This window comes from Streptomyces sp. NPDC025273 (assembly GCF_040638585.1).
Lineage (GTDB): Bacteria > Actinomycetota > Actinomycetes > Streptomycetales > Streptomycetaceae > Streptomyces > Streptomyces cinereorectus.
This window is the reverse complement of the sequence record NZ_JBEZYP010000007.1, coordinates 219,349-243,495: the sequence shown is the minus strand read 5'-3', so window position 1 is coordinate 243,495 and position 24,147 is coordinate 219,349. Positions and strand designations below refer to the sequence as shown.

Annotated in this window: 11 protein-coding genes and 1 pseudogene; 11 read left to right on the top strand and 1 reads right to left on the bottom strand. The window is 71.9% G+C overall.

What is annotated here, in order from left to right:
- Positions 1-135 precede the first annotated feature (135 nt).
- Together AB0F38_RS14850 and AB0F38_RS14845 are read left to right on the top strand one after the other, a co-directional pair.
- The gene (locus AB0F38_RS14850) at positions 136-3,447 is read left to right on the top strand and encodes a right-handed parallel beta-helix repeat-containing protein (protein WP_361892015.1); all 3,312 of its coding nucleotides are present in this window, start codon (positions 136-138) and stop codon (positions 3,445-3,447) included.
- Positions 3,444-4,691, top strand: a complete 1,248-nt coding sequence (locus tag AB0F38_RS14845) for a S8 family serine peptidase (RefSeq protein WP_361892012.1) — start codon at positions 3,444-3,446, stop codon at positions 4,689-4,691. Before AB0F38_RS14850 ends, AB0F38_RS14845 begins: the two co-directional genes overlap by 4 nt.
- A gap of 64 nt (positions 4,692-4,755) precedes the next feature.
- Here the strand turns inward: AB0F38_RS14845 and eccCa are convergent, their stop codons facing one another.
- Entirely contained in the window at positions 4,756-8,817 is a 4,062-nt protein-coding gene (eccCa, locus tag AB0F38_RS14840; protein ID WP_361892009.1) for a type VII secretion protein EccCa, read from the bottom strand.
- A 410-nt stretch (positions 8,818-9,227) separates the two neighbouring features.
- Between eccCa and eccD the strand changes: the two genes are divergently transcribed.
- The 9 genes and pseudogenes from eccD to AB0F38_RS14795 all read left to right on the top strand — a co-directional run.
- Positions 9,228-10,637, top strand: coding sequence for a type VII secretion integral membrane protein EccD (gene eccD / locus AB0F38_RS14835; protein ID WP_361892006.1), 1,410 nt, complete (start codon positions 9,228-9,230; stop codon positions 10,635-10,637).
- 45 nt (positions 10,638-10,682) lie between these two features.
- Entirely contained in the window at positions 10,683-12,284 is a 1,602-nt protein-coding gene (eccB, locus tag AB0F38_RS14830) for a type VII secretion protein EccB (RefSeq protein ID WP_361892003.1), read from the top strand.
- Between the two features lie 485 nt (positions 12,285-12,769).
- Positions 12,770-13,105, top strand: coding sequence for a hypothetical protein (locus AB0F38_RS14825; protein ID WP_361892000.1), 336 nt, complete (start codon positions 12,770-12,772; stop codon positions 13,103-13,105).
- 90 nt (positions 13,106-13,195) lie between these two features.
- Complete coding sequence (locus AB0F38_RS14820) at positions 13,196-13,504, top strand: WXG100 family type VII secretion target (protein WP_361891997.1); 309 nt, start codon at positions 13,196-13,198, stop codon at positions 13,502-13,504.
- A gap of 139 nt (positions 13,505-13,643) precedes the next feature.
- Entirely contained in the window at positions 13,644-14,108 is a 465-nt protein-coding gene (locus AB0F38_RS14815; RefSeq protein WP_361891994.1) for a type VII secretion system-associated protein, read from the top strand.
- Positions 14,109-14,236: 128 nt separating this feature from the next.
- Positions 14,237-17,992: an AAWKG family protein gene (locus AB0F38_RS14810; protein ID WP_361891991.1), complete on the top strand. Its 3,756-nt coding sequence runs from the start codon at positions 14,237-14,239 to the stop codon at positions 17,990-17,992.
- A gap of 190 nt (positions 17,993-18,182) precedes the next feature.
- Complete coding sequence (locus tag AB0F38_RS14805) at positions 18,183-18,638, top strand: YbaB/EbfC family nucleoid-associated protein (RefSeq protein WP_361891988.1); 456 nt, start codon at positions 18,183-18,185, stop codon at positions 18,636-18,638.
- Between the two features lie 2 nt (positions 18,639-18,640).
- Complete coding sequence (locus AB0F38_RS14800) at positions 18,641-19,012, top strand: hypothetical protein (RefSeq protein WP_361891985.1); 372 nt, start codon at positions 18,641-18,643, stop codon at positions 19,010-19,012.
- Positions 19,013-19,093: 81 nt separating this feature from the next.
- A pseudogene (locus tag AB0F38_RS14795) lies at positions 19,094-24,147 on the top strand (hypothetical protein); the annotation flags it as partial.

Sequence of the window (24,147 nt, the reverse complement as noted above, 5' to 3'; positions counted from 1 at the left end):
CGACGCAGGGAACACCGCTCCCGGATCCCGCACGCACCGGGGACGAGGCATGATGGCATCGTCGGCTCGCCGACACGCGCCCCCGGCGATTGGGGGAGTCCGCAGAAGACGCCGCCGTAGCAAGGAGGTTGGTGCGTGTCGCGCCAGGTACTGTCGGTCGGCCCCGCTGACCGCTTCTCGACGATCGGTGAGGCACTCGCCGCAGCCCGTACGGGGGCGCTCATCAGCGTCCGGCCCGGGACCTACGCCGAGAACCTGGTGATCCACACCAGGGTCACCCTCACCGCCGCCGAGGGGCGGGGCACGGTGGAGATCCGGCCGCGGTCGGGCAGCGTGGTCGCGCTGCGCGCCGACGCCGTGATGCTCTCCGAACTGACCCTGCGCGGCGGCGACGCCGAGCTGCCGGCCGTGGACGTGCGGCGCGGGCAGGCCGCGTTCGACGGCTGCGAGATCGTCGGCGCGGCCTGGACCGCGATGCTGGCCGGAGGGACGGGCTCCCTCGCGCTGCGGAACTGCAGGGTGAGCAACCCGCAGGGCGCCGGCATCGTGGTGACCTCCACCACACCCACCACCGTGGAGTCCTGCACGCTCGAACACCTGGGCACCAGCGGTCTGGTCCTCGCCGAGCAGGGCGAGGCACGCATCCGTGACTGCACGGTGCGCGATGCCCGCGGCAACGGTCTGCTCGCCAACGGCGAGAGCCGCGGCAGTGTCGAGGACTGCGACATCTCCTCCACCGACAAGCCCTCCATCGCCCTGGAACAGAACTGCGCCGTCTCGGTGACCCGCACCGTGGTGCACGACACCAGCACCGGCGTGCACCTGAGCAGCACGGGCCGCACGACGCTGGAGGACGTCCGTGTCACCGGCGCGTCCGGGAACGGGATCGCGCTGGCCGGGGGCACCGACCCGGTGCTGCGCCGCTGCCGCGTCTCGCGCGCCCGCGGCAACGGCGTACTGGTCACCGACCGGTCGCGCGGCACCTTCGAGGACTGCTGGGTGGACGGCGCGCAGGGCGCGGCGCTGCGGGTCGCCGGGGCCGCCTCCCCGGCGCTGACCGGCCTCACGGTCCGCGACTGCGACGGGGCCGGGCTGCTCCTGGAGGAGGACTCGGCGCCGGAACTGGACCGCCTGGAGGTGATCGGCGGCTCGCCCGCGATCGCGGTGCTGGGCGGGGCCAACCCGCTGCTGCGCCGGGCCCGGCTGGTGGAGCCCTCCGGCGACGGCATCGCGGTCACCAGGGACGCCCGGGGCCGCGTCGAGGACTGCGAGATCGTCCGGCCGAAGGGCGCGGGTGTACGCGTGGCCTCCGGCAGCACCCTCTACCTGGCCGGCGGAGGGGTCTCCGACACCGTCACCAGCGGCCTGGTCGTGGAGGACGGCGGCAACGTCACCGTCCGCGACTTCCGCGTCGAGATCTCCGGCGAGGAGGGCGTGGTGGTCGCCGCGGGCGGTGAGCTGACCGCCAACCGCACCACGGTGCACGCCGCCAAGGGCCACGGCTACCTGCTCCAGGAAGGCGCGCTCGCCTCGCTCAGCGGCTGCGAGGCCACCGGCGGCACCCAGGACGGCTTCCGGGTGGAGTCCACCGCGCCGGTCTCGCTCGTCAACTGCCTCGCCCGGGAGAACGAGGGTGGTGGCCTGGTGCAGACCGCGCCCGGCGAACGGCTCGCCGTGGAGGGCCTGAACAGCACAGGCAACGGCAAGCGGGACGCCTGGGGCACGGGCAGCGCCGAGAACACCGACCCGGCCGGGTCCGGCGCCGCGGACGGGCCTTCGCCGGACCGCGCGGACGGACCGCTCGGCGCCCTCAACGCGCTGATCGGTCTGGAGAACGTCAAGCAGCAGGTGCGCACCCTGGTCAACCTGACCCAGCTCGCCCAGCGCCGCGAGCAACTCGGCATGTCCGCCCCGCCGATGAGCAGACACCTCGTCTTCGCCGGCCCGCCCGGCACCGGCAAGACCACGGTCGCCCGCCTCTACGGCGCGATCCTGGCCGAACTGGGCTCGCTGCGCAGCGGGCACCTGGTCGAGGTCTCACGCGCCGACCTGGTCGCGCAGATCGTCGGTGGCACCGCCATCAAGACCACCGAGACCTTCCAGCGGGCGCTCGGCGGCGTCCTGTTCATCGACGAGGCGTACACGCTCACCTCCGACAGCGGCAACGGCGGTGCCGACTTCGGCCGGGAGTCGGTGGACACGCTGCTGAAACTGATGGAGGACCACCGCGACGACGTGGTGGTGGTCGCGGCCGGTTACTCACGCGAGATGGACTCCTTCCTCGGCTCCAACCCGGGCCTGGCCTCCCGCTTCTCGCGGACCGTCGAGTTCGAGAACTACTCGGTGCCCGACCTGGTCGCGATCATGGAGAGCATGTGCGCCCAGCACCAGTACGAGCTGGGCGAGGGCACCGCGGCGGCTCTGGCCGCGCACTTCGAGGCCATGCCGCGGGACGCCGGCTTCGGTAACGGCCGTGCCGCGCGCGGGGTGTTCGAGGAGATGGTGGACAGACAGGCGGTCCGGCTCTCCGAGCAGGCGCAGGTCGGTGAGCGCGATCTGCGCCTGCTGCTGCCCGAGGACGTATCCGCCACCGCGGCCGCCACCGCCGCCGGTCCCGCCGGGCCGGACGACGACCCGCTGACCCGCCTCGGCGACATGATCGGTCTGTCCGAGGTGAAGCGCGAAGTCGCGGATCTGGTCAACCTCATCACCACGGCCCGGCACCGTGCCGCTGCCGGGCTGCCGGTCCCCTCGCTCAGCAACCATCTGGTCTTCACGGGCCCGCCCGGTACCGGCAAGACCACCGTCGCCCGCCTCTACGGGGAGGTCCTGACCCAGCTGGGCGTCCTCGACCGGGGCCAGCTGGTCGAGGCGGCCCGCGCCGACCTGGTCGGCCGCTATATCGGCCACACCGCACAGCTGACCCGCGAGGTCTTCGAGCGAGCCCGCGGCGGCGTGCTGTTCATCGACGAGGCGTACACCCTCACCCCGCGCGGCGGTGGCGCCGACTTCGGCCAGGAGGCGGTGGACACCCTGCTGAAGCTGATGGAGGACCATCGCGACGAGGTGGTCGTCATCGTCGCCGGCTACACCGACGAGATGGAGCGCTTCCTCGCCTCCAACCCGGGCCTCTCCTCACGCTTCCCGCGACGGATCGCCTTCGCCGACTACTCCTCGGAGGAACTGGTCACCATCGTGCGCACCCAGGCCGCGAACATGGGCTACGAGTGCGGACCCGGCACCGGCCCGCTGCTCAAGGAGTACTTCGACGCGCTGCCCCGGGACCGCTCCTTCGGCAACGCCAGGCTGGCCCGTCAGGTGGTCGAATCGATGGTCACCCGCCAAGCGGGACGGCTCAGCTCGGTGGCCGCGCCCACCCTGGACGACCTGCGCGTCCTCCTCCCCGCCGATGTCACGGCCGCCGCACCGAAGGTGGCACCCCGATGAGGCCTCCCGCCCGCGGGGCCGCCCGCCTGCTGTCCGGTGCCGGCCTCGCTGCCGCACTGCTGCTGCCCACGGCCGTGCCGGCACAGGCGGCGCCCCCCTCGCGCATCCCCGCGGCCGACGGGAAGAAGGGCCAGGAGCTGCCCGGCATGCCCTCCGCCCTCGACCCCGAGGCCGACGAGGTGGCCTGTACCCCCGCCTCCCGCGAGAAGGCGAAGAAGCAGGACTGGTCGCGTCAGCGCCTCGACCTGGACCGGCTGCACCAGCACAGCACCGGGGCGGGCGTGACCGTCGCGCTGATCGGCACCGGTGTCGATCCCGACGCGGCCGGCCTCCGTGGCCGGGTCACCGCTCCGGGTACGGCCGGAGACGACTGCGTCGGGCACGGTACGTTCCTGGCCGGGCTGATCGCCGGGACCGGAGGGGACAGTCCCCGTCTCGCCGGGGTCGCCCCGGGCGCGAAGATCCTGGCCCTGCGCGGCACCGACCGGCGCGGGCAGCCGAGCTCCGCCCTCGTCGTGGAGGCGCTGCGTGCGGCGACCGAGGCCCGGGCCGCAGTGATCGCGGTCGCGGTGGCCCTGCCACGCCAGGACCCGGCGCTGAGCGGCGCGGTCGCAGAGGCCCGCCGCACGGGCGCGGTGGTGGTCGCCGCGGCCACCCCGGACCCGCCGGCCCGGGGCGACAGGGACGAGATCCCGTCCCGCACCTACTGGCCGGCCGGTGAATCCGGCGTCCTCTCGGTCGCCGACATGCTTCCCGGCGGCGCCCGCCCGGACGGCTCCCTGCCCACCGGCGGCATCGACCTCGCCGCCCCGGGCGCCGGAGTCGTCTCCGGCGGCCCGCGCGGCGAGGGCCACTACCTCGGCGGCGGCGTCCCGGTGGCCACCGCCTACGCCGCGGGTGCCGCCGCGGCCGTCCGCGCCGCCCACCCCGACGAGACGCCCGACGAGGTCATCCGCCGTCTGACCGCCACCGCCTACCCCGCCGACATCCCCCAGCTGGACGCCTACGCCGCCGTCACCACGGTCCTCGGAGACCCCGCCCCGGCCGCCGGCGCGGAGCGCGCCGCTGATCCCGTGACCGTCCGCGACACCGCCGCCGCCGACCGGGCCACCGGCAGGGCCACCCTCTTCGTCCTGTTCGGCTCCGCCGGCGTCCTCGCCGTCCTCTGGGCCGGTTTCGCCCTCACCCGGGCCCGCGCCCGGGGGTGGCGTCCGGCGGGAGCGGCCGGAGCAGCGACCGAATGAGCTGACGTGATGACGACGACACCCTCCTGAGCGTTCCTCAGGAGGGTGTCGTTCTCGCGTTCTCTCAGTCCTGCCGGCCCTGGCTCTCCTCCACCAGCGCCGTCTGCATCAGTCGCGGCCGGCGGCGGGCGATGTGAAGGGCCCGGCCCGGGGGGAGGTTGAGGGGTTTCGCGTCGCCGAAGAGACGGCCTTCGGTGGGCGGGCAGGACAGCAGGACGGCGGGGTTGTTGGCCTCGTCGAGCCGGCGGATGAGCCCGTCGCTGAGACCGCGGCCGGCGCCCATGGCGCTGCGGGCGACGACCACGTGCAGCCCCATCTCGAAGCCGAGGGTCAGATTCTCGAAGAGTGGTTCGAACGGGCTCTGGAAGGAGTTGCCGGAGACCATGTCGTAGTCGTCGACCAGGATGAACAGACGCGGTCCGGTCCACCAGTCGCACCGGCGCATACGGGCGGGGGCGATGTCCGCGCCGGGGACGCGGGCCTTCATCGCGCGGGCCGCGCCCTCGATGGTCTCCTTGAGGTTGTCCAGGGAGATCACGTGCCCGATGCGGTACTCCTCGGGGACGGCGTCCACCAGAGTGCGGCGGTAGTCCACCGCGATGATCTTCGCCTCCTCCGGGGTGTAGCGGTCGGTGATGCCCCTGGCCATCCGGCGCAGCAGGTTGGTCTTGCCGCTCTCGGTGTCGCCGACCACGATCAGGTGCGGAGTACGGCTGAAGTCGTGCCAGACCGGTTCCAGGGCGTCCTGGTCGATGCCGAGCGCGAGCCGCATGCCGCCTCCCTCGGTGGACTCGGGCGCGGGGAGATCGGCGAGCGGGAGCCGGTGCGGCAGCATCCGGACCTGCGGTGCGGCCGCGCCGGACCAGTGCCGGGCGATCTCGGCGACCAGGTGGGCGACGCCCTCGCCCAGGTCGTCGAGGGAGCCGCTGCCGTCGAGACGGGGCAGGCCCGCCAGGAAGTGCATCTTGCTGTCGGCGGTGATGCCGCGGCCCCCGCTGCGCGGCACGGAACGGGCCTTGCGGGTGTCGATCTCGGAGTCCATGGGGTCACCCATCCGCAGTTCGAGGCGGGTGGCGGCCTGGTCACGGACCTGGGCGGACAGCTCCACCCAGCGGGTGGTGGTGATGATCAGGTGGATGCCGTAGTTGAGTCCGCGGGCGGCGAGTTCGTTGAACTTCGGGATCAGGTCGTCGTAGTCCTGACGGACCGTGGACCAGCCGTCGACCACCATGAACACGTCACCGAACGGCTCGTCGGGGAACTCCCCGGCGGCCCGGCGGCGGCGGTAGGACTGCATGGAGTCCAGGGTGTGGTCCACGAAGAACTGCTCGCGGCGGGCGAGCAGCGTCATCACCTCGGCGACGGCCCGGTGCACCCGCTCCGGGTTGAGCCGCGCCGCGACGCCGCCGACGTGCGGTAGGGCGGCGAGCTGCGAGAGGCCGCCGCCGCCGAAGTCGAGGCAGTAGAACTGGATCTCGGCCGGGGTGTGCGTGAGGGCGAGGGCGGCGATCAGCGTGCGGGCGAGCGTGGACTTGCCGCTCTGCGAACCGCCCGCGACGGCGATGTGGCCGCCGGCCCCCGAGAGGTCCACGACCAGCGGGTCGCGGCGCTGCTCGAAGGGCTTGTCCACGAGGCCGACCGGGACCCGGAGCCTGCCGGTGCCGGACCAGCCGGCGGCGGTCAGGCCGCGCTCCGGATCGGGAGCGATGCCGGGCAGCAGGACGTCCAGCGGAGAGGGTTCGTCCAGCGGCGGCAGCCACACCTGGTGGGCGGCGGGGCCGGAGCCGCGCAGCCGGTCGAGGGCCACGTCGAGCAGGGCCTCCTCGTCGCCCGCCTCCTCCGTCTCCGGCTCCGGCTCGGTGGCGGGGTCCAGGGTGCGCGGCACCACCCACGTGCTGGTCCACGGCACCACCTGGCTGGCCACCCGGGCCTGGACCACCGCGCCGGTGCGGCGCCGGTACGTGCCGGAGGAGTAGGCGGCGCGGAACCGGGTCAGGGCCTCCACACCGGACTTCAGATAGCCGCTGCCGGGCTGGGCCGGCAGCTCGTAGGCGTCCGGAACACCGAGCACGCCGCGGCTCTCCATGGCGGAGAAGGTACGCAGGCCGATGCGGTACGACAGGTGGCTCTCGAGCTGGTGCATACGGCCCTCGTCCAGGCGCTGCGAGGCGAGCAGCAGATGCACCCCGAGGGAACGGCCGAGGCGGCCGATCATCACGAACAGGTCCATGAACTCCCGGTGCGCGGACAGCAGCTCGCTGAACTCGTCGACCACCACGAACAGGCTGGGCAGCGGGGTGAGGTCCGTTCCCCCGGCGCGGGCACGCTCGTACTCCAGGGCGGAGGTGTAGTTGCCGGCGGAGCGCAGCAGCTCCTGCCGGCGGATGAGTTCACCGTGCAGGGCGTCCTGCATACGCTCGACCAGGGCGACTTCGTCGGCGAGGTTGGTGATGACGGCCGAGGTGTGCGGGAGTTCCTCCAGGCCGAGGAAGGTGGCGCCGCCCTTGAAGTCGACCAGGATGAAGTTGAGCGTCTCGGAGGAGTTGGTCAGGGCGAGGCCGAGGACGAGGGTGCGCAGGAGCTCGCTCTTGCCGGAGCCGGTGGCACCGATGAGCATGCCGTGCGGGCCCATCCCGCCCTGTGCGGACTCCTTGATGTCGAGATCCACCGGCCGGCCGTCGACGCCGACCGCGATCGGTACCCGCAGCCGGGTGGAGCCGGTGTGCCGGTTGAAGAGGGTGTGCGGGTCGTGCCGGTGCAGGTCGGGGATGCCGAGCAGCGTGGTCAGCTCGACGTCGGTGTCCATCGGCTGTGCGATGTCGGTGGCCAGGCTCATCCGGCGGGGGGTGAGCAGCCGGGCCAGTGACTCCGCGCCGAGGAGGCCGAGCCGGTCGGGCAGGCCGAGCGGCACGGAGCGCTCCTTGCGGCTGCGGTCGGTGCGCACCAGGCTCACCTGGTCGGGGCCGACGGTCAGCCGCAGAGTGTTGCGGCCGGGGCGCCAGCGCAGCGCCCCGGATATGTCGAGAGCCAGGGCGTTGCGGTAGCCGTGTCCCTCCCAGCGGTGGCCCTCGGGGACGGTGACGCCGTCCAGGACGACGATCGTGTAGGGCTCGTCGCGGCCGGGACGGGCCTCCGGGTCGAAGCCGGGGCGCTCGGCGAACTCCACGCCGAGCAGGTCGTCGAGCTCGGTGAGGTCGGCGGTGATCCGGCGCGCCTGGCCGGCGCCGTCCTCCTCGAACGGGTCCAGCGTGTGCGGGAGCCACTTGACCCATTCCCAGTCGGGCCGCCGCTCGTCGCTGACGCAGAGAGCGATCCACAGCTCCTCGGGCGCGTGGAACACCGCGAGCTGCCCGAGCACGGCGCGCACCAGGGCGCGTACCGCTTCGGTGCCGGGGCCCTCACCCCGGCCCTCGCCGTCCTCCCCCGACGGCGAGGTGCCCGGCTCGGCGGGGTCCGGTGTGTCCTCGGGGCGCAGCAGGATCCGGGCCGAGGAACGCAGGTAGAGGCCGAGGGGCTGTCCGGGGATGGTGGAGTAGGCGCGGACGAAGCGGCGCAGGGCATGCGCGCAGAGGGGTTCGAGGTCCTCCACCGGACGGGTGGAGACCGGGTTCAGGGTCAGGGCGAGCTGCTGCTCGCCGACCGCGAGCCGGACCTCGCCGAAGTCCTCGTCGGCAGGGCGGCGTTCCCACAGCCGTGAGGTGCGGGCCAGCGAGCGGAGCGACGCGGGCTCCGGGTGGCGCCAGGCGAGCGCCCGCTGCTGTTCCGCGATGGTGGTGCGGACCCGCTTGCGGATCTGCGCCAGGTAGCGCAGATAGTCGCGGCGTTCGCCCTTCAGGCGCTGCTTGCGCTCGCTGGAGCGGCGCATCAGCTGACCGAGCAGCATGGCACCGGCGGAGAGGGCCATGACGCCCATCGCCAGATACATGAAGACGCCGTTCCCTCCGCCGGGACGCAGGAACATCAGCATCATCGACACCGACATCAGCGCCATCGGCAGATAGGTCCAGATCGCCGAGGTGTCGGGCACCGTCTCGGCGAGGACCGGCGGCTCCTGGAGGGTCAATTGCCCTTCGGGCATCTCCGGCCCGCGCCTGCGGGCCGGGCGGCGAAACAGCACGACACTCAAGGGAACAGAACCTCCGGTTCACTGACTTTCCGGCCCGCACCGAAATTCCGGCGCACCCGGTGGTGGAAAAGGCCGCACCGCGCTGATTCTCCGGGTCCCGCGTGACACACGGTGAACGCCGGATGAATGTCTCGAGCGGATGGCGGGGGGCGGTCAACTTCCGTGATGGCCAACCACATACCGGATAAATGGAGTCCGGTCCGCAGCACGACCCGGTGGTCGTAGGCAGTAGTGTGCATTCACGGAACGCGACCTGTCCACGCGGGAGTGGTCGTCGCCGGCCCGCGGACGCACATTCCGTGCCCGGCCCCCCGGTTCGCGGTCGGACGGACCTTCCGTACTGTTCGCACATCCCCTCTCGCGGGGGAAGTCCTCCTGTCAAAGCCTTCCGGAAGACGAGAGTTCAGCTGATGACCGACAGCGCGGTGGCCGAATCGTGCCGCCTGACCGTACGTGCACCGAGCGTCAGCATCGATCTGGCGGTGCCCGCCGACGTGCCGGTCGCCGATCTGCTGCCCACACTGCTGCGTTACGTCGGCGAGGAGGCCGAGGAGGCCGGACTCGACCACGCGGGCTGGGTACTGCAGCGCCTGGGCGACGCCCCGCTCGACGAGGAGACCACCCTGGCCCGCGCCGGCCTGGCCGACGGCGCCGTGCTCTACCTGCGCCCGCACACCGAGGCGCTGCCCGAGGCACGCCTGGACGACCTGGTGGACGGGATAGCCGAGACCGTGGGCCGACGGCTGCACACCTGGCACGCCGGGGCGGCCCGCGGTCTGCTGGTGGGCACCGCGGTGGCGACCGTGGCGGTCGCCCTCCTGTTGGTGTTCCGGCCGGGGGTGACGACCGGCTCGGGCGCCTCCCGGGCGGCCTGTGCGGCCCTCGTCGGGCTGCTCATGCTCGCCGGCGCGGGCTCCGCCAGCCGCGCTGTCGGCGACCGCGTCTCCGCGACCGCGCTCGGCCTGCTGGTCGCACCCTGCCTGGCGCTGGTCGGCTGGGTGCTGCCCGGCGGCGACCTGGCCGGCCCCGACGCGGAACAGGTCGCGGGCGCCCGGCTCCTGGCGGCGGGCGCCGCGGGCGCGGGCGGCGCCGTCCTCGCGCTCGCCGCCACCGCGGTCGGCGCCCCGGCCCTGCTGGCCACCGCGATGGTCTCGGTGGCCACCGCGATAGCCGGGGCCCTGATGGGGTACACGGGCCTGGGCGTGCCCGCCGCCGTGGCGCTGGTGGCCACGGTGGTCACGCTCGCCGCCGGGGCGGTGGCACCCTTCGCCTTCAAACTGGCCGGGATGCGGATGCCGGCGCTGCCGTCGACCGCCGGCCAGCTCCAGGAGGGCATCGACCCCTACGCGGGCGACGAGGTCGCCGAACGTACCGAACTGGCCGGACGCTGGGTCACCGCGCTCTTCGCCGCCACCGGCACCATCGCTGCGGCCGCCCTGGTGGTCCTCGCCGAGAACCCCGACCTGCCCGAGGTGCTGACCGGGCTCTCGCTGAGCCTCCTGCTGCTCCTGCACTGCCGCGGCCTGGTGCACATCGGACAGCGGCTGACCCTGGCGCTGCCCGGGATCTGGGGGCTGCTGCTGATGGCCCGGGCCTGGGCGGTGGACAGTGACGCGGACGGTCGCGTCGTGGTCTTCGGGGTACTGCTCGCCGCGGCGGCCGGACTGGTGACCGCGTCCTGGACGGTGCCCGGCCGCCGGGTGCTGCCGTACTGGGGCCGTGCGGCGGAGCTGGCGCACACCGGCCTCGCCGTCGCGCTGCTGCCGCTCAGCCTGTGGGTGGCCGGCCTCTTCGGCTGGCTGCGCGGCCTGTTCGGCTGAGCGCAGCCGAACGCCGCTACATGGAGAACGAGTTGAGGAGAGGCTGTGCAGTCCAAGCGCGACCAGGTACAGGCCCACGGATTCATGATGGGCAGGCTCAGCTCGGGCCTGCTGACGGCCGACCCGGACGCTCCGGAGAGCCCGCTGGGACGCACCACCCGGGGCGTGGTCTTCGGCGTACTGGTGACCGTCCTGATCGGCGCGGGTGCCACCGTGTACGGGTTGCTGAGGCCGGGCGGCAACGACGCCTGGCGTGACGCGAGGCATCTGGTGGTCAATCGCGACACCGGTGCCCGGTATCTGTGGACCGGTACCGACGGCGTACTGCACCCGGTACGCAACTACGCCTCGGCGCGGCTGATCGGGGGTTCGGACCTGGCGACCGTGGACGTGGCCACCGCCTCGCTGCGGGACGTCCCCGTGGGGTCCCCGGCCGGCATCCCCGGCGCACCGGACGCCCTGCCGGCACCCGGTCAGCTCGACAAAGGCGCCTGGCACATGTGTGTCACCGGGCCGGACGGGGCGGTGCCCAGCACCTCCGGTGCGGTGACGGGCGCCGGGGTGGAGAAGCCGGGGGCCACCACCGTGGTCGCCGGATCACCCCTGGACTCCCGCGGCGTCGGCGCTGACCGCGGGGTGCTCGTGCGCGGCCCCGACCGCACCGAGTACCTGGTGTGGCGGGGCAGCAGGCTGGCGCTGGACCGCGCCGCCGACGCCCGTAACGCTCTCGGGTACGGCTCCGAGCAGCCCATGCAGGTCTCGGCGGCCTTCCTCGACGCCCTGGCCCCCGGCCCCGCCCTGAAACCGCCCGCGGTTCCGGGGCGCGGCGAGGAGGGCCCGGTGCTCGGCGGTGAAGCCAGCCGGATCGGCCAGCTGTTCAAGGTCAGCGTGCCCGGCGGCGGCAGTACGTACCACCTGCTGCGGGAGGACGGCCTGGTGCCGATGACCCGGCTGGGCGCGGCACTGGTGCTGGGCGACCCGGCCACCCAGGAGGACGCCTACCAGGGGCAGTCGCCCGAGGTGCGCGCGGTCGGGGCGGACGCGCTGCGCGAGCACAGGGCGAAGGACTCGGGCACCGCCGGGTCCGCGGACCTGCCGGAGACGCCGCCGGTCCCGCAGCCGGTGCCGCGCGGCAGCGCGCTCTGTGCGCAGGTGGACGGCGACAACGGTGGCGCCCGGATCAAGTCGGTGCTGGTCCCGCTGGCCGAGCTCGCCCCCGTCGCGGTGTCGGAGGGAACCGCTCAGCCGCTGAAGGCGGCCTGTGTCCGGACGGACGCCACGGTGGTACGGCCCGGGCGCGGAGCCCTGGTGAGGGCCCTGCACGCGAGCGGCGCCGCGCACGCGGGGACCACCTACCTGGTAGCGGAGAACGGCGTGAAGTACCGCGTTTCGGCCAAGGACTCCCTGGCTGCGCTCGGCTACGCGGACGGAGACATCAGCTCGGTCCCCGCACCGCTGCTCGCGGCCCTTCCGACCGGTGCCGACCTGGACCCGGCCGCCGCCTCCGGCGCGGCGGAGACCAAGGTCACGGCTCCGCAGTGCGGCGCCGACGCGCGGGCGGAGCAGGGCGGGGGGAAGGGCGCGGAGGACCAGGCGGCCGAGACGGCCACGGAAGGCACGCAGGGCGCAGCCGCCTCCACCTCCTGAATTCCGGCAAACACCCCATACGGCGTCGAAGAAAGTAAAGGGGGAGGGGCGGTCCGGCCTTTGGCCGAACTCCCGTTGCCGGGTACCGATTCCGTGCGGATCGAGCGCGACGAGAAACCTCAGAATTAGCTCAAATCTTTTTCGTGCGACCGCACCCGGGGAGTACTGTCCACGTGCCCGCTTTGCCGGAAACGGACGCACCCGGTGACCGTTTCCGCTATTCGCCCTGTCCGCTTCCCGACCGCATCGTGTCGCGAGGCGGGGAGTTGGCGCCCCGCCGCTCCTCTGCTGCTGCCCCGTCGGCCGGTCGCGCGGGCCGCGTTCATTTCGCGGAAACCTTTGGACAACTCCATTGCCATGTAAGGATTCTGCCGAGCTGACCTATGCTCAAATCTTCCCTGCATACGTTGCGCCGGACGGTGGATTCTCTTTAGCCTCAACGGGCAACGGTGCGAGGAGACTCGCCTGAACGAAGGGAGCGTGACATGGCGGACGGTTCCGGCAGGAAAGCGGACTATGCCAAGGGCTTGGGAGGTGTCTCCTCCCTGGAGTCGGCCCGGACCGCGGTCGAGAAGATCCAGAACAACGTGGCCGAGATCGCGGCGCGTTCGGGTGTCGGCGGTGACGAGGGCCAGGCTCTGCTGAAGCTCTTCCGCAGCTGGAACGCCGAGGCGCAGAAGGTCGTCGTCCAGGTCAGCAAGATGATCGACGCGCTCCAGGAGAACGTGACCTCGGCCGACCGCCTGGCGAAGGAGAACCAGGACCTGACCGAGGTGCTCAACAGCAAGACCAGCCAGGGCGTCTTCGAAGCGCTGCGCTGACCCACCCCCAGCGGCACCCGGCCCCCTTCGGGCAGGCCGGCACCGTGAGCTTCCCGGGCCTCGACGCCCGGCCCCCCGAGAGGAGACGTCATGGCCGACGGCATCATCGATGTGCAGTACTCCACGGTCCGGAACGCGATTGAGGAGCTGAAGGGTCAGACCCAGCAGATCATCACGACCCTCAACAACCTGGAGGACGAGCTGAAGCCGCTCGTGATGTCCTGGGAGGGTGACGACCAGGCCATGTACCGCGGAGTCCAGGCGGAGTGGGACCAGGCCACCAAGAACATGGCCCTGCTCCTCGGCGACAGCGGTGAGCTGGTCCAGAGCATCCACGACAACCACTCACGCGACGAGCGCAGGAGCGCCGACAACTGGGGCAATGTGCGTGCTCGCTGAGGTCTTCCGTCCGGATCACGCCGGGGCACCCGTGCCCGCCCCGGCATGATCCGGACGTCAGGCCCCTGGGGCCGGCCGGATTCCTCTTCGTCCGGCCGGCCCGCATCCCGTCCGGTACCGAACGGCAGGAGGACGTCCCATGGCCGGTGAGAAGGCCGACGTCAAGCATTTCGACCTCAAGCAGATGGAGAGCTTCCGGGACAACGAGGTGCAGCCGGTGTACACCGCCGCGAAGAAGCACCGTGAGGACGGCGACGGGACCCACATCCGGCCGCTCGGTCACCTCGTCGACGGGCACACCACCCCGGACAACCTCGAACAGGGGCAGCAGCTCCTGCGCATCGGCAAGATGGCCACCGGGACGCTGGTCTCGGGGCCGAAGCTGATCGAGGGCGTCCGTACCGCGGCCGAGGCGATCGACAAGCTGCTGGGCGACCAGATGGACTTGTTCAAGGAGTTGAAGGAGGCGCTCACCGACACCATCGAGGACGCCAACGACACCAAGGACAAGAACCTGAACGCGATCGACGCCCAGACGCTGCTGCAGACCTTCGGCGAGGTCGATACGCTCACCAGCGGATCGCCGGAGACAGGCGACACCTGATCCCGCGCCGCGCGTGCCGGCCCGTACCTCGGCCGCCCGGCGCGCTCGCGTAGAAGACATCCGGCTGCACACCCGCACGACGAGGCCGTGTGCCGACACGGACGACAACCGACCAGAAAGGGCGCCCGGTGGCCGATCGGTACGATCCCAACTCCGTCGCCAACCTCGACAAGTTCGACAACGCCGGCGACCCGTCGACCGATACCTGGGCCACTCTGGTCACCCACATCACCGGCTATCCGGTGCCGGACCGGAGCACCGTCTTCGACACCCTTCGGTCCGACCACGGCGGCAAGCTCTTCCGGATGGGCATCAAGGAGCGCAGCCTCAGCCTGCTCGTCAAGGACTCCGGCTTCCTGACGAACAAGGGCGAGGACTACGACATCTGGTTCTTCGACAGCGGCAAGAAGCGGTCGATCATGCAGGCCCGGATCGTCTTCGAGGGCCGCGTGAAGGTCGGGGACGAGGTCATCTTCGCGAGTCCCGGCTCCGACAACGTCCACGATGCGCAGGTCCGTGAGGGCAACGAGTTCACGGACTACCACAAGGACAAGTTCAGCACCATCCCGCTGGCCCGGTACATGAACGGGCCGCGGGCGGCGCTCCTCGAGCTGCTGGGCGGCAGCACCCAGGACGCCCGGTTCAGTAACCTGGGCGTGCCCGCGGCTGACGCGGTGGACCTGAAATCCTTCACGACCACCGGTCAGTCCTTCGACTACGCGGCGAAGTTCTTCAGGGACCACGCGGTGGTGCTGAAGGACTGGGAGGACCGGTTCGGCCGGGACGACGCCAGCTGGAAGGGAGAGGCGGCGGAGGTCTTCCGCAGCCTGCTGAAGAAGATCCGCGAGAACTACGACAGTTACGTCGAGACCTTCGACTCGACGATCGGCACCGGGAACGCGGCGGGAACCGGCGGGACGGTGTACTCGCGTGCCCTGTCGCTGGGCCGCGGCTACCTGGTGGAATCGGCCGACAAGCTGCTCGACGCGTGGCTGACCTGGGCCAAGTCCTCGTACTACGACCCGCACCAGGTGCTGCGCTACGTGCTGGACGACCTCGCCCAGTGGGTGGACGCGAACAACGTCGCCAAGACGGACATCAAGTCGTACACCAGCCGTTACACCAGTAGCGTCAGCCACAGCCCACAGGCCGGCTTCTCCCAGGTGCACCCGGAGTACGGGGACCTCACCGACAGCGCGAACTGGGCGAAGGTCGGCGACAAGGCGGTCAAGATCTGGACCCAGGGCGTCGAGGAGTACCTGGGCAAGCCCGCAGCGCAGGTGCAGTCCGCCCTGAACAACCACTTTCTGGAGCTGGGGGAGGACTTCGCCGACCACGTACCCAAACCGAAGTCGACCAGCACGGCCTCGGAGGAGTACGAGGAGAAGAAGCTCGAGGAGGAGAAGGAGGAGATCAAGCGGCAGAACGAGGAGAACAAGAAGTACCAGGACGAGCTGCGCGCGGAGCAGGAGCGGCAGCGCGAGGAGGACAAGAAGTACCAGGACGAGCTGCGCGCGGAGCAGGAGCGGCAGCGGGAAGAGGACAAGAAGTACCAGGACGAGCTGCGCGAGGAACAGCGGCGCGAGCAGGAGGAGGCCAAGGGCCTCCAGGACGAGCTGCGGAACGAGCAGAACCAGCAGCGCGAAGAGGACAAGAAATACCAGGACGAGCTGCGCGAGGAACAGCGGCGCGAGCAGGAAGAGGCCAAGCGGGAGGCCGAGGAGCAGCAGAAGGCCATGGAGGAGAGTCTCGGCGGCCTCAACGACCCCGACGCGGTCAACGAGCAGAACCTCGACGAGCTGCTGAACCGGAACATCCCGGTCACCGAGAGCATCGGTGACCTCGGCAACCTCAACAGCCAGGGCGGCGCCGAGGACCTGAACAACACGATCACCGAGGAGCTCGGCAACCTCGGAGGCGTGAACAGCCCCAACGGCGAGCAGCCCACGGCAGTCGTGCCCCCTGTCGCCCAGAACCTCGGCAGCCTCGGCAACCTCAACAACGGCCTCGGCGGGACGAAGAACGCCACCGACGCGGCGAACGACGCGATCACCCAGAACCTCGGCAATCTCGGTGACCTGAACAGCGGCGCCGGCGGCTCCCTGGAGACTCCGACCGGGGGCAGTACCCAGCTCGACGACGGGGCCCTGACCACCGAGTTCCCGGATGGCAGCAGGACGTCCTTCGACCCGGACAGCGGGCTGATGACCACGACGCATCCGGACGGCAGTGTCACCACGCAGGACCTCGGTGACGGCATCCGGGTGACCAATCCGGACGGTTCGGTCACCTCGCTCGGTGACGACGGAAAGCTGACCACCACCTTCCCGGACGGCACCACGCAGGTCGTGGACCCGGCGACCGGCCAGGCCGTCACCACCGATCCGGACGGTACGACCACGACCGAGAACCTCGGCAGCCTCGGCAACCTGAACGGCCCGAACGGTCTCGGGGACCTGGGCGATCTCGGCGGCATCAACGCCGACCTGCCCACCACCTCGGTCGATGACCTCGGCAATCTCGGTGACCTGAACAGCGGCGCCGGCGGCTCCCTGGAGACTCCGACCGGGGGCAGTACCCAGCTCGACGACGGGGCCCTGACCACCGAGTTCCCGGATGGCAGCAGGACGTCCTTCGACCCGGACAGCGGGCTGATGACCACGACGCATCCGGACGGCAGTGTCACCACGCAGGACCTCGGTGACGGCATCCGGGTGACCAATCCGGACGGTTCGGTCACCTCGCTCGGTGACGACGGAAAGCTGACCACCACCTTCCCGGACGGCACCACGCAGGTCGTGGACCCGGCGACCGGCCAGGCCGTCACCACCGATCCGGACGGTACGACCACGACCGAGAACCTCGGCAGCCTCGGCAACCTGAACGGCCCGGACGGTCTCGGCACCATCAACGGCCTGGAGACCCCGACCGGCGGGCACACGGGCCTCGTGAACGGTGACTTCGCCACCATGTTCGCCGATGGCAGCAAGGCCGTCTTCGACCCGGACAGCGGGATGTTCACCAGCACCGACCCGGACGGCTCCACCGTGAACACCGACCTCACCCACGGGGCGAAGGTGACCAACCCGGACGGCTCCACCACCTTCCTGGACAACGGTCTGCTGAACACCACCTTCCCGGACGGCACCACCCAGATCATCGACCCGGAGACCGGTGTCGCCACGGTCACCGACCCTCAGGGCAAGACCGAAACGGTGGACCTGAAGGACCTCAATTCGTCCGTGGACCTCGACAGTTCGGGCATACTCGACGGTCTGGGCAGTCTCAACGACATCGGCGGCCTCAACGATCTCGGCGGCAACGGGAACGGTGGCGGCGGCACCACCAGCCGGGACGTGCCGTTCTCCGAGCTGGGTCTCGGCGGTGGCCAGGTGAGCGGCGGTGCCTCCGGCGGCGGCCTCCCGGGGGCGGGCTCCGTCTCCCTGGACGGTCTCGGCGGGGCCGGGGTCGCCCCTCTCTCCGACAGTGCCACCGCCGGCGCGGGCACCCCGTCGGCCGCCGCCGGAGGCGCACCCGGGACCCCGGGCATGCCCGGCAGCCCCGGCATGCCGATGGGCGGGGGCATGGGCGGCATGGGCGGGGGCGCCGAGAAGGGCAACGGCGAGCGGGTGCGCGCCGTCCTGGTCGACGCGGCGGAGGAGAGCGAGCGCCGCAACCGGCGCCGGCGCAGCCCGTGGAACCGGCAGGAGGACAGCGACACCTTCCTGTCTCCGGCCTCCCGCGTGACGACGACCGGCGGCGATTCCCCGGAGGAGGAGACGGAGCCGGGACGCAGGTCCACCACCTCCGCCGACTACCTGGAGGAGGACGCGGACGTATGGGGCACCGAGGAGGGCGGCACTCCGGCCGTCATCGGCCGGTGAGCACCGTCCGGGTCCGTGCGCGCCGGCGGGCGGAGACGAATCAGACCCGGCCCCGGCTTCCCTGGCGGGGCCTTCACCAGGCAAGATCAACAGAGCAGTGGACGGACCGGGTGCCAGGACCGGGACGCACCGATCGGACGTACGCCCGTCCGGACGTACCCGATGACCGACTGAGGGGGAGGGAGCGAGCATGACGGAACCGCTGGAGAAGCGCCTGGAGAAGGCCATGGCCGAACTCGAGGCGGCCCAGGAGGCGGTCGCTCGCACCGAGCGTGAGCTGCGGGCGGCGTCGTTCGCGGCGCTCTCGTCCGACCGCGCGGTGCGTGCCACGGCGGGCCCGCAGGGTGAGCTGACCGGGATCGACTTCCTGGAGAACAAGTACCGCGACATGTCCCCGCAGGAGTTGGCCGCCAGCGTCCTGGAGGCGGCGAGCGCGGCGCGCCTGAAGATGAACCGGCATGTGATGAAGGCGCTGGCACCCTTCACCGAACCCAGTAGCAACGTCCCGGAGCTGAAGGGCTTCGAGATGGACTGGGAGCGCATCTTCGGCCCCGAGGTGCTGCGCGAGGACGACGGGGACACGGCACGTGGTACCCAGGCCGCCCCCGCCTGGCGGGACGCGCTCGGCGACGAGGGGGAGGACTGACGATGGGACAGCGGTACTACGTAGACCCGCATCGCATCGAGGCCCTGGCGAAGCAGCTGGAGGAGATCGGCACCCTGACCAGGAGCATGACCGAGGAGTTCCTCGACGAGCTGGCACCCACGGTGACGTGGCCGGGAACGCAGGGCGAGTTCGCGGAGAAGGCCAAGCCGCAGGAGCAGAAGGAACGCCAGACCACCAAAGACACCATGATGTCCATCCGCGACGCACTGGTGGGCATCACCGACGCCACCGTCAGCCAGGTCCGGATGATGAAGGACACCCGCGACCGCAACATCGAGAACGTCGAGCAGGGAACCAGCCGCATCAACACCGACGGACTCGACAGCGGCCCGGGCGGGCATGGCCGCCGCTGACCTCCGCGCCGCAGGCCGCTCCCGCACCACGCCGGGAGCGGCCGCTCCGTCCTGCCCGCGCGGGCTTTTGGACGGCCCCCGGTGAGCATCCAGGTATCGCCCGAGGTCAACGCGATGATCTTCATCCTCACCGGGGAGAGGCTCATGGACGCCGACGAGGACCTCGCCTACGAGAGCCGTCGGCCCTACTCCGGCCTGGGGCGCAAACTGGACAGACTGTCCTCGCTGATCGACAAGTCGATCCACGACATCGGCGAATCCATGCCGGACGACCTCGCCAAGTCCTACGGCAGGGCGATGGGCATGCTCGTCGACGACGGCGGCAAGAACTACCTGCGCGACTTCGCCGAGCAACTCGACAAGATCGCCGAAGGCCGGCGCAAGACCTCCATGGACATCATGGAGTCCAAGTGGCAGGTCATCGCGGAGATCATCCGGCTGCTCATCGAGATCGCCATCTACCTCGCGATGTCCTTCTTCACCGGTGGCGCCACGGCCAGCCAGATCATGATGGCCAAGATGCGCAGCCGGTTCTTCATCCTCACCACGCTCAGCCACCTGCTCCAGCGGCTGCACCTGGCGCCCTCGCTGACCGAGGCGTTCGCCGAGGCGTTCACCACCTTCGCGGTGCGGCTGGCGATGATGAACTTCGCCCCGGACGGCCGCCGCCCGGACGGCATCGACTGGAACGACGTCCTCAAGTCCGCCGCGTTCGGTGCTGCCGCGGGCTTCCTCACCAGCGTCTTCGACAGCTTCGCGCGGAGCATCGTCAGGAGCTTCGACAACAACTTCCTCAAGAACGCCCCGGACCTCGACTTCAAGAACAACCCCAACCTGAAGAACAATCCGAGCCTCGACCTCACCAACGGCCCGAACCCCAAGCCGAACCCCACCCCGAACCCCGACCGGGACGGCCCCCTCGGCAACCGCCCCGACCCCACCCCGTACGGGAACGGGAACGGGCCCAACGTCTCGAACAACCTGCCGGTCACCTTCAGGAACAACCCGCTCTCCTTCCGCAACAACACCGAGCTGTGGCGGAACAGCCAGATCCTGCGCAACAACGCCGACCGGCCCGGTGCGCTGGCCGGGCACTACGGGCTCAAGGGGACGGCCGACTTCCTCGCCGCCGGCTCCGGCGAGGCGCTCGCGGAGATCCTGATCAAGGGCGCCTACGACGGCGACTGGTCCACCAACTGGTCCACCTTCGTCGGCGCGGGTATCAGCAGCCAGGTCGAGGCCACGCTCAGCGACACCGCCGTGAACAGCGCCGCCGAACTGCGTCACGCCATCGACAAGCTGCGCCACCAGCCGCCCACCGTGTCCGGCGGCCACAGCGACGCCGACAGTGCCTCGCGTACCGGCGACGGCCCGGATCGCACCGACGGTCCCTCGCGCACGGACACCACGGGCGGCGACGGCCCCGCCCTCACCTCGCTCCCGCCGGTCACCACGCAGACCACCGGACAGGGGGACGTCGTCGGCACCCCGTCGTCCTCGCCCCACGTCGCGGGGAACCCGCCGCCGTACACGGGCCAGAACCCGACGCCGTACTCCCCGGGCGCGCTGCCCGTGACCGCCGTCGAGAACGATCTGTGGCAGCAGGTCCACCAGGGCCCGGCCGAGGTCCGCGAGCAGGCGCTGCGTGACCTCGCCGCCCTGCGCGGCGCCCAGCCGCCCGGCAGCGCCGAGATCGGTGTCCGGGACAGTCTGCACGGCAACCTGTCGCAGCTGCCCGAGGTCCGGGTGGTGCCCACCGGAGGCAGCCCTGCCGCACAGGTGGACACGGACGAGGTCCGCCGCGCCCTCGACGGCTTCGGTACCCCGGTCACGGTGGACGCCCCGATCACGGTGGGCGCCACCCCGGGCACGGCGGGGACTTCGGGCACGGCGAGTGGCGCGGGCACGGCGGGGACTTCGGGCACGGCGAGTGGCGCGGGCACGGCGGGGACTTCGGGCACGGCGAACGGTCCGGCCACGGCCGGCACTTCGGGCACGTCCGTCGACAGCCCCGTCACGACCACGGGCGACCCCGCCGCACGCCCCGCTGAGGGTGACGCCGACCCGTTGGTGGACCACGGGCCGGACGCGCGGTCGGAGGACGCCGCCGACGGGCAGGGGGCCGCGCCGGTGTCCCCGGGGAGCCTCGCCGTGGAAGCACCGGCGAACTCGACGGTGACCTCTCAGGGGAGCAACGTCCAGGGGTCTTTGCAGAACGACATCCAGGACTCTCCGGAGAGCGACGTCCAGGGATCCCGGGAGAGCGACCTCCAAGGGTCCCCGGAGGGAGCGGCCGAGCAGAACGACCGTACGGCTGCGGTGCCGGGCCAGGGGAACGTCGCCCCCGTCGCCACCGGCGGGCCCGGGACCTCCGCCACACCCGGCGCGGGCGGTGGCGCGCGGCCGGGTGGCGTCCCCGCCGCCGGAGGCGCCACGGCTCCCGCCGGTACCTCACCCCAGGGCACCCGCACCTCGGACGGCGCGCCCCTGGCGGACGGCTCTCCGACCGCGGCGGACGACTCCGCGCGGACCACCGCGGCACCGGAGGCCGTCGACCCGCGCGGGAGCGACCTCACGCCGGAATCCGGGGAGAGCGTCTCCGCACCGGCTGTCGACGCCGCCGCCGGTCCGGCCGTCGACACGGCGAAGGCTCCGGACCTCGACACCACCACCGCACCGCCGAAGGTGAGCACCATCGGCTCGTTCGCCGACACCGGTGACGCACGTGAGGTCAGCGGCACAGGAGACGTGCACTCCGACGCCACTCGCCCCGGGAACTCCGGGGCCACCCAGGCACCGCCGCTGACGATCGTGGTGTCGCAGGTGCCGCCGCCGGGGGAGGGGTCGCCGGAGGCGGCCGAGTTGCTGGACGGGGCCGGGACCGACCGGGCCGTGGTGCTCGGGCCGGCCCTCGCACCGGAGGGCGCGGGACGTCCCGTACGCGCCGCGGTGGAGCTGACCCGCGACGGGCCGGGCGCCCCGGTCCAGGCCCGCACGCTGACCGGCACGACGGCCGACGGAACCGAGGAGACCGCGTTCCCCGGCGCGGACGTGCTGCTGCCGCTCGCCGATGCCCTCGGCCCGATGCCCCGCCCGGCCACCCAGAGCACCGTGACGACCGACAGCGCCCCGGTCGTCACCTCCACGGCCACACCCCCGCCGACGGTGCCGGAGAAGGCAGCCCCCGTACACGGCGACGGAACCGCCCCGGACCCCACGGCCGCCACCGCACCGGCCGAGCTGGGCACCCTGTCGCGCCCCTGGAGCGAGACGGCCACCGACCTGCACCTGGAGTCGGGCGAAGGCGAACGAGGCAGCGACGGGACCGGCGGTCAGGCCCCCGGGCCCGGCACGGGGCCCGGCACCGGGAACGGAGCCACCCCGCCCTCGCCCACGCCGGCCACGCCGGAAAGCTCCCCCGCGACGCCGCCCGTGGCACTTCCCCCGCCACCGGCCCGGATCGTCGTACGCCCCGTGGACGGTGCTGTCAGCGGCGGCGGAAACGGGTCCCGGCGGCCCACGAGCGAGCCGGCCGTCGTCACCCTGGACGGCCTCACGGTGCCCCTCAGCCAGGTGCGGCGCCTGATACCGGACGCGACGGAGCAGCCGCAACCGGGCCGTGCCGTCCGGACGCTGACCATCTCGCAGAGCGTGGCCGAGGACGGTACGCCACACGACAAGGGGCGCCGGGCGCTGCTCGGCCAGGACACCTTCCGCGGCGTACGCACCGTGACCACCCCTGCGTCCCCCTCCGAGTCCCCCGCCTCGTCCCCGCGACTGCGGACGGACTCCGTCACGGGGATCGAAGCGGCCCCGCCCACCCGCCGTACCGTGTTCACCGGTCCATCGGCCCCGCTGCCCGGGGCGGGCACCGAACAGGGCGCCGACTACTTCGTGGGACACGGCACCCCCCGTACCGTCACGCTCGGCACCGACGACTTGGCGCGGCCCAGCGTGAAGGTCAGCGGTGTGCAGCTCGGTGAGGTGCTCAAGGCATGGGCGACGGACGGCGATCAGGACCGGCCGCTGGTGCTGTACTCCTGCGAGACCGGACGGCAGCCGGAGATCGCGGGCCTGCCGGTGGCGCAGCACGTGGCGAACCGGACCGGGCGGCCGGTGTACGCGCCGACCACCGACGTCGGCACGGCCCGCGACCAGAACGGCGACCTCCGCCCCGTGCTCGCCGAGGGCGCGGACGGACCGGGGCGGTGGCGGCTGTTCACGCCGGAACCCCGCGGCGGGGACCTGGACCGGGCGGCACGGGACGCCGGTCTGCACACCGGCCCCGGCCCGGCTGACGCGTTCGCCCGCGCCCGCACCCTCCAGCAGATCCGTACGCTGCGTGACGCTCTCGGCCCGGACGCCGAACAGCGGTCGGAGAACCGGGAGTTGCTCGCAGGGCTCGCCTACGTGGACGGTCTGCGCTGGCGCGACGCGGACAGCGCGGCCCGCTACGGCGACGGCCGCATGACCCCGGACCTGCTGCGCCGGATGGTCACCGACTGGCACACCGTGACCGGCGCCACGCCCCGCGGCCCGGCGGCCGGTCCCGCCACCGGCCTGTCCGCCGGCCCCACACCCGAGCAGTACACCGCGTTCCTGGGCGCGGCGGCCGCGTTGCGGGCCGTTGCAGGGCCGGACACCACGCTCGACGAGCTGCTGCCCCCGCCGCCGCCCGAGCTGTCACCCACCACGCTCATCTCGCAGGAGGATGTGCGCGGGCTCTCCTACACGGAGTCGGCGCGGGTCGCCTGGTCGCTGTCGGGCGAGCCGCTGCCGCTGTCCGCGCTGGGCCTCGGTCCCGAGGACACAGCCGAGTTGGCACGTCGTCTGCACGACCCGGCGCCCGCGGCCGACGTCCACGAGGAACAGCAGACGCCCCTCCCGCTGAACACGACCGAGGTCAATTCGTACACGGCGCGTCATACGTATGGGATTCCGGAGAAGAACTTCAAGGGGTTCCGTGATCTGGCGCGGGACAAGAACCTGGTCATCGATGTGCGTCCGACCAATCCTCTTGCTCCGAAGTGGCTCGAGTCCGGGGCGTTGGCGAAGCCGCAGGAGATCAAGGCCAAGACGGTCAACGAGGTCGATGTCCGTCTGGGGGCGGATGAGGGGAACATCGGGCTGGTCGG

What these genes read in the sequence shown, in the direction of transcription:
- AB0F38_RS14800 (WP_361891985.1), top strand. Translation starts at nt 18,641, where the DNA reads ATGGGACAGCGGTACTACGTAGACCCGCATCGCATCGAGGCCCTGGCG.
- AB0F38_RS14820 (WP_361891997.1), top strand. Translation starts at nt 13,196, where the DNA reads ATGGCCGACGGCATCATCGATGTGCAGTACTCCACGGTCCGGAACGCG.
- eccD (WP_361892006.1), top strand. Translation starts at nt 9,228, where the DNA reads ATGACCGACAGCGCGGTGGCCGAATCGTGCCGCCTGACCGTACGTGCA.
- AB0F38_RS14845 (WP_361892012.1), top strand. Translation starts at nt 3,444, where the DNA reads ATGAGGCCTCCCGCCCGCGGGGCCGCCCGCCTGCTGTCCGGTGCCGGC.
- AB0F38_RS14825 (WP_361892000.1), top strand. Translation starts at nt 12,770, where the DNA reads ATGGCGGACGGTTCCGGCAGGAAAGCGGACTATGCCAAGGGCTTGGGA.
- AB0F38_RS14805 (WP_361891988.1), top strand. Translation starts at nt 18,183, where the DNA reads ATGACGGAACCGCTGGAGAAGCGCCTGGAGAAGGCCATGGCCGAACTC.
- AB0F38_RS14815 (WP_361891994.1), top strand. Translation starts at nt 13,644, where the DNA reads ATGGCCGGTGAGAAGGCCGACGTCAAGCATTTCGACCTCAAGCAGATG.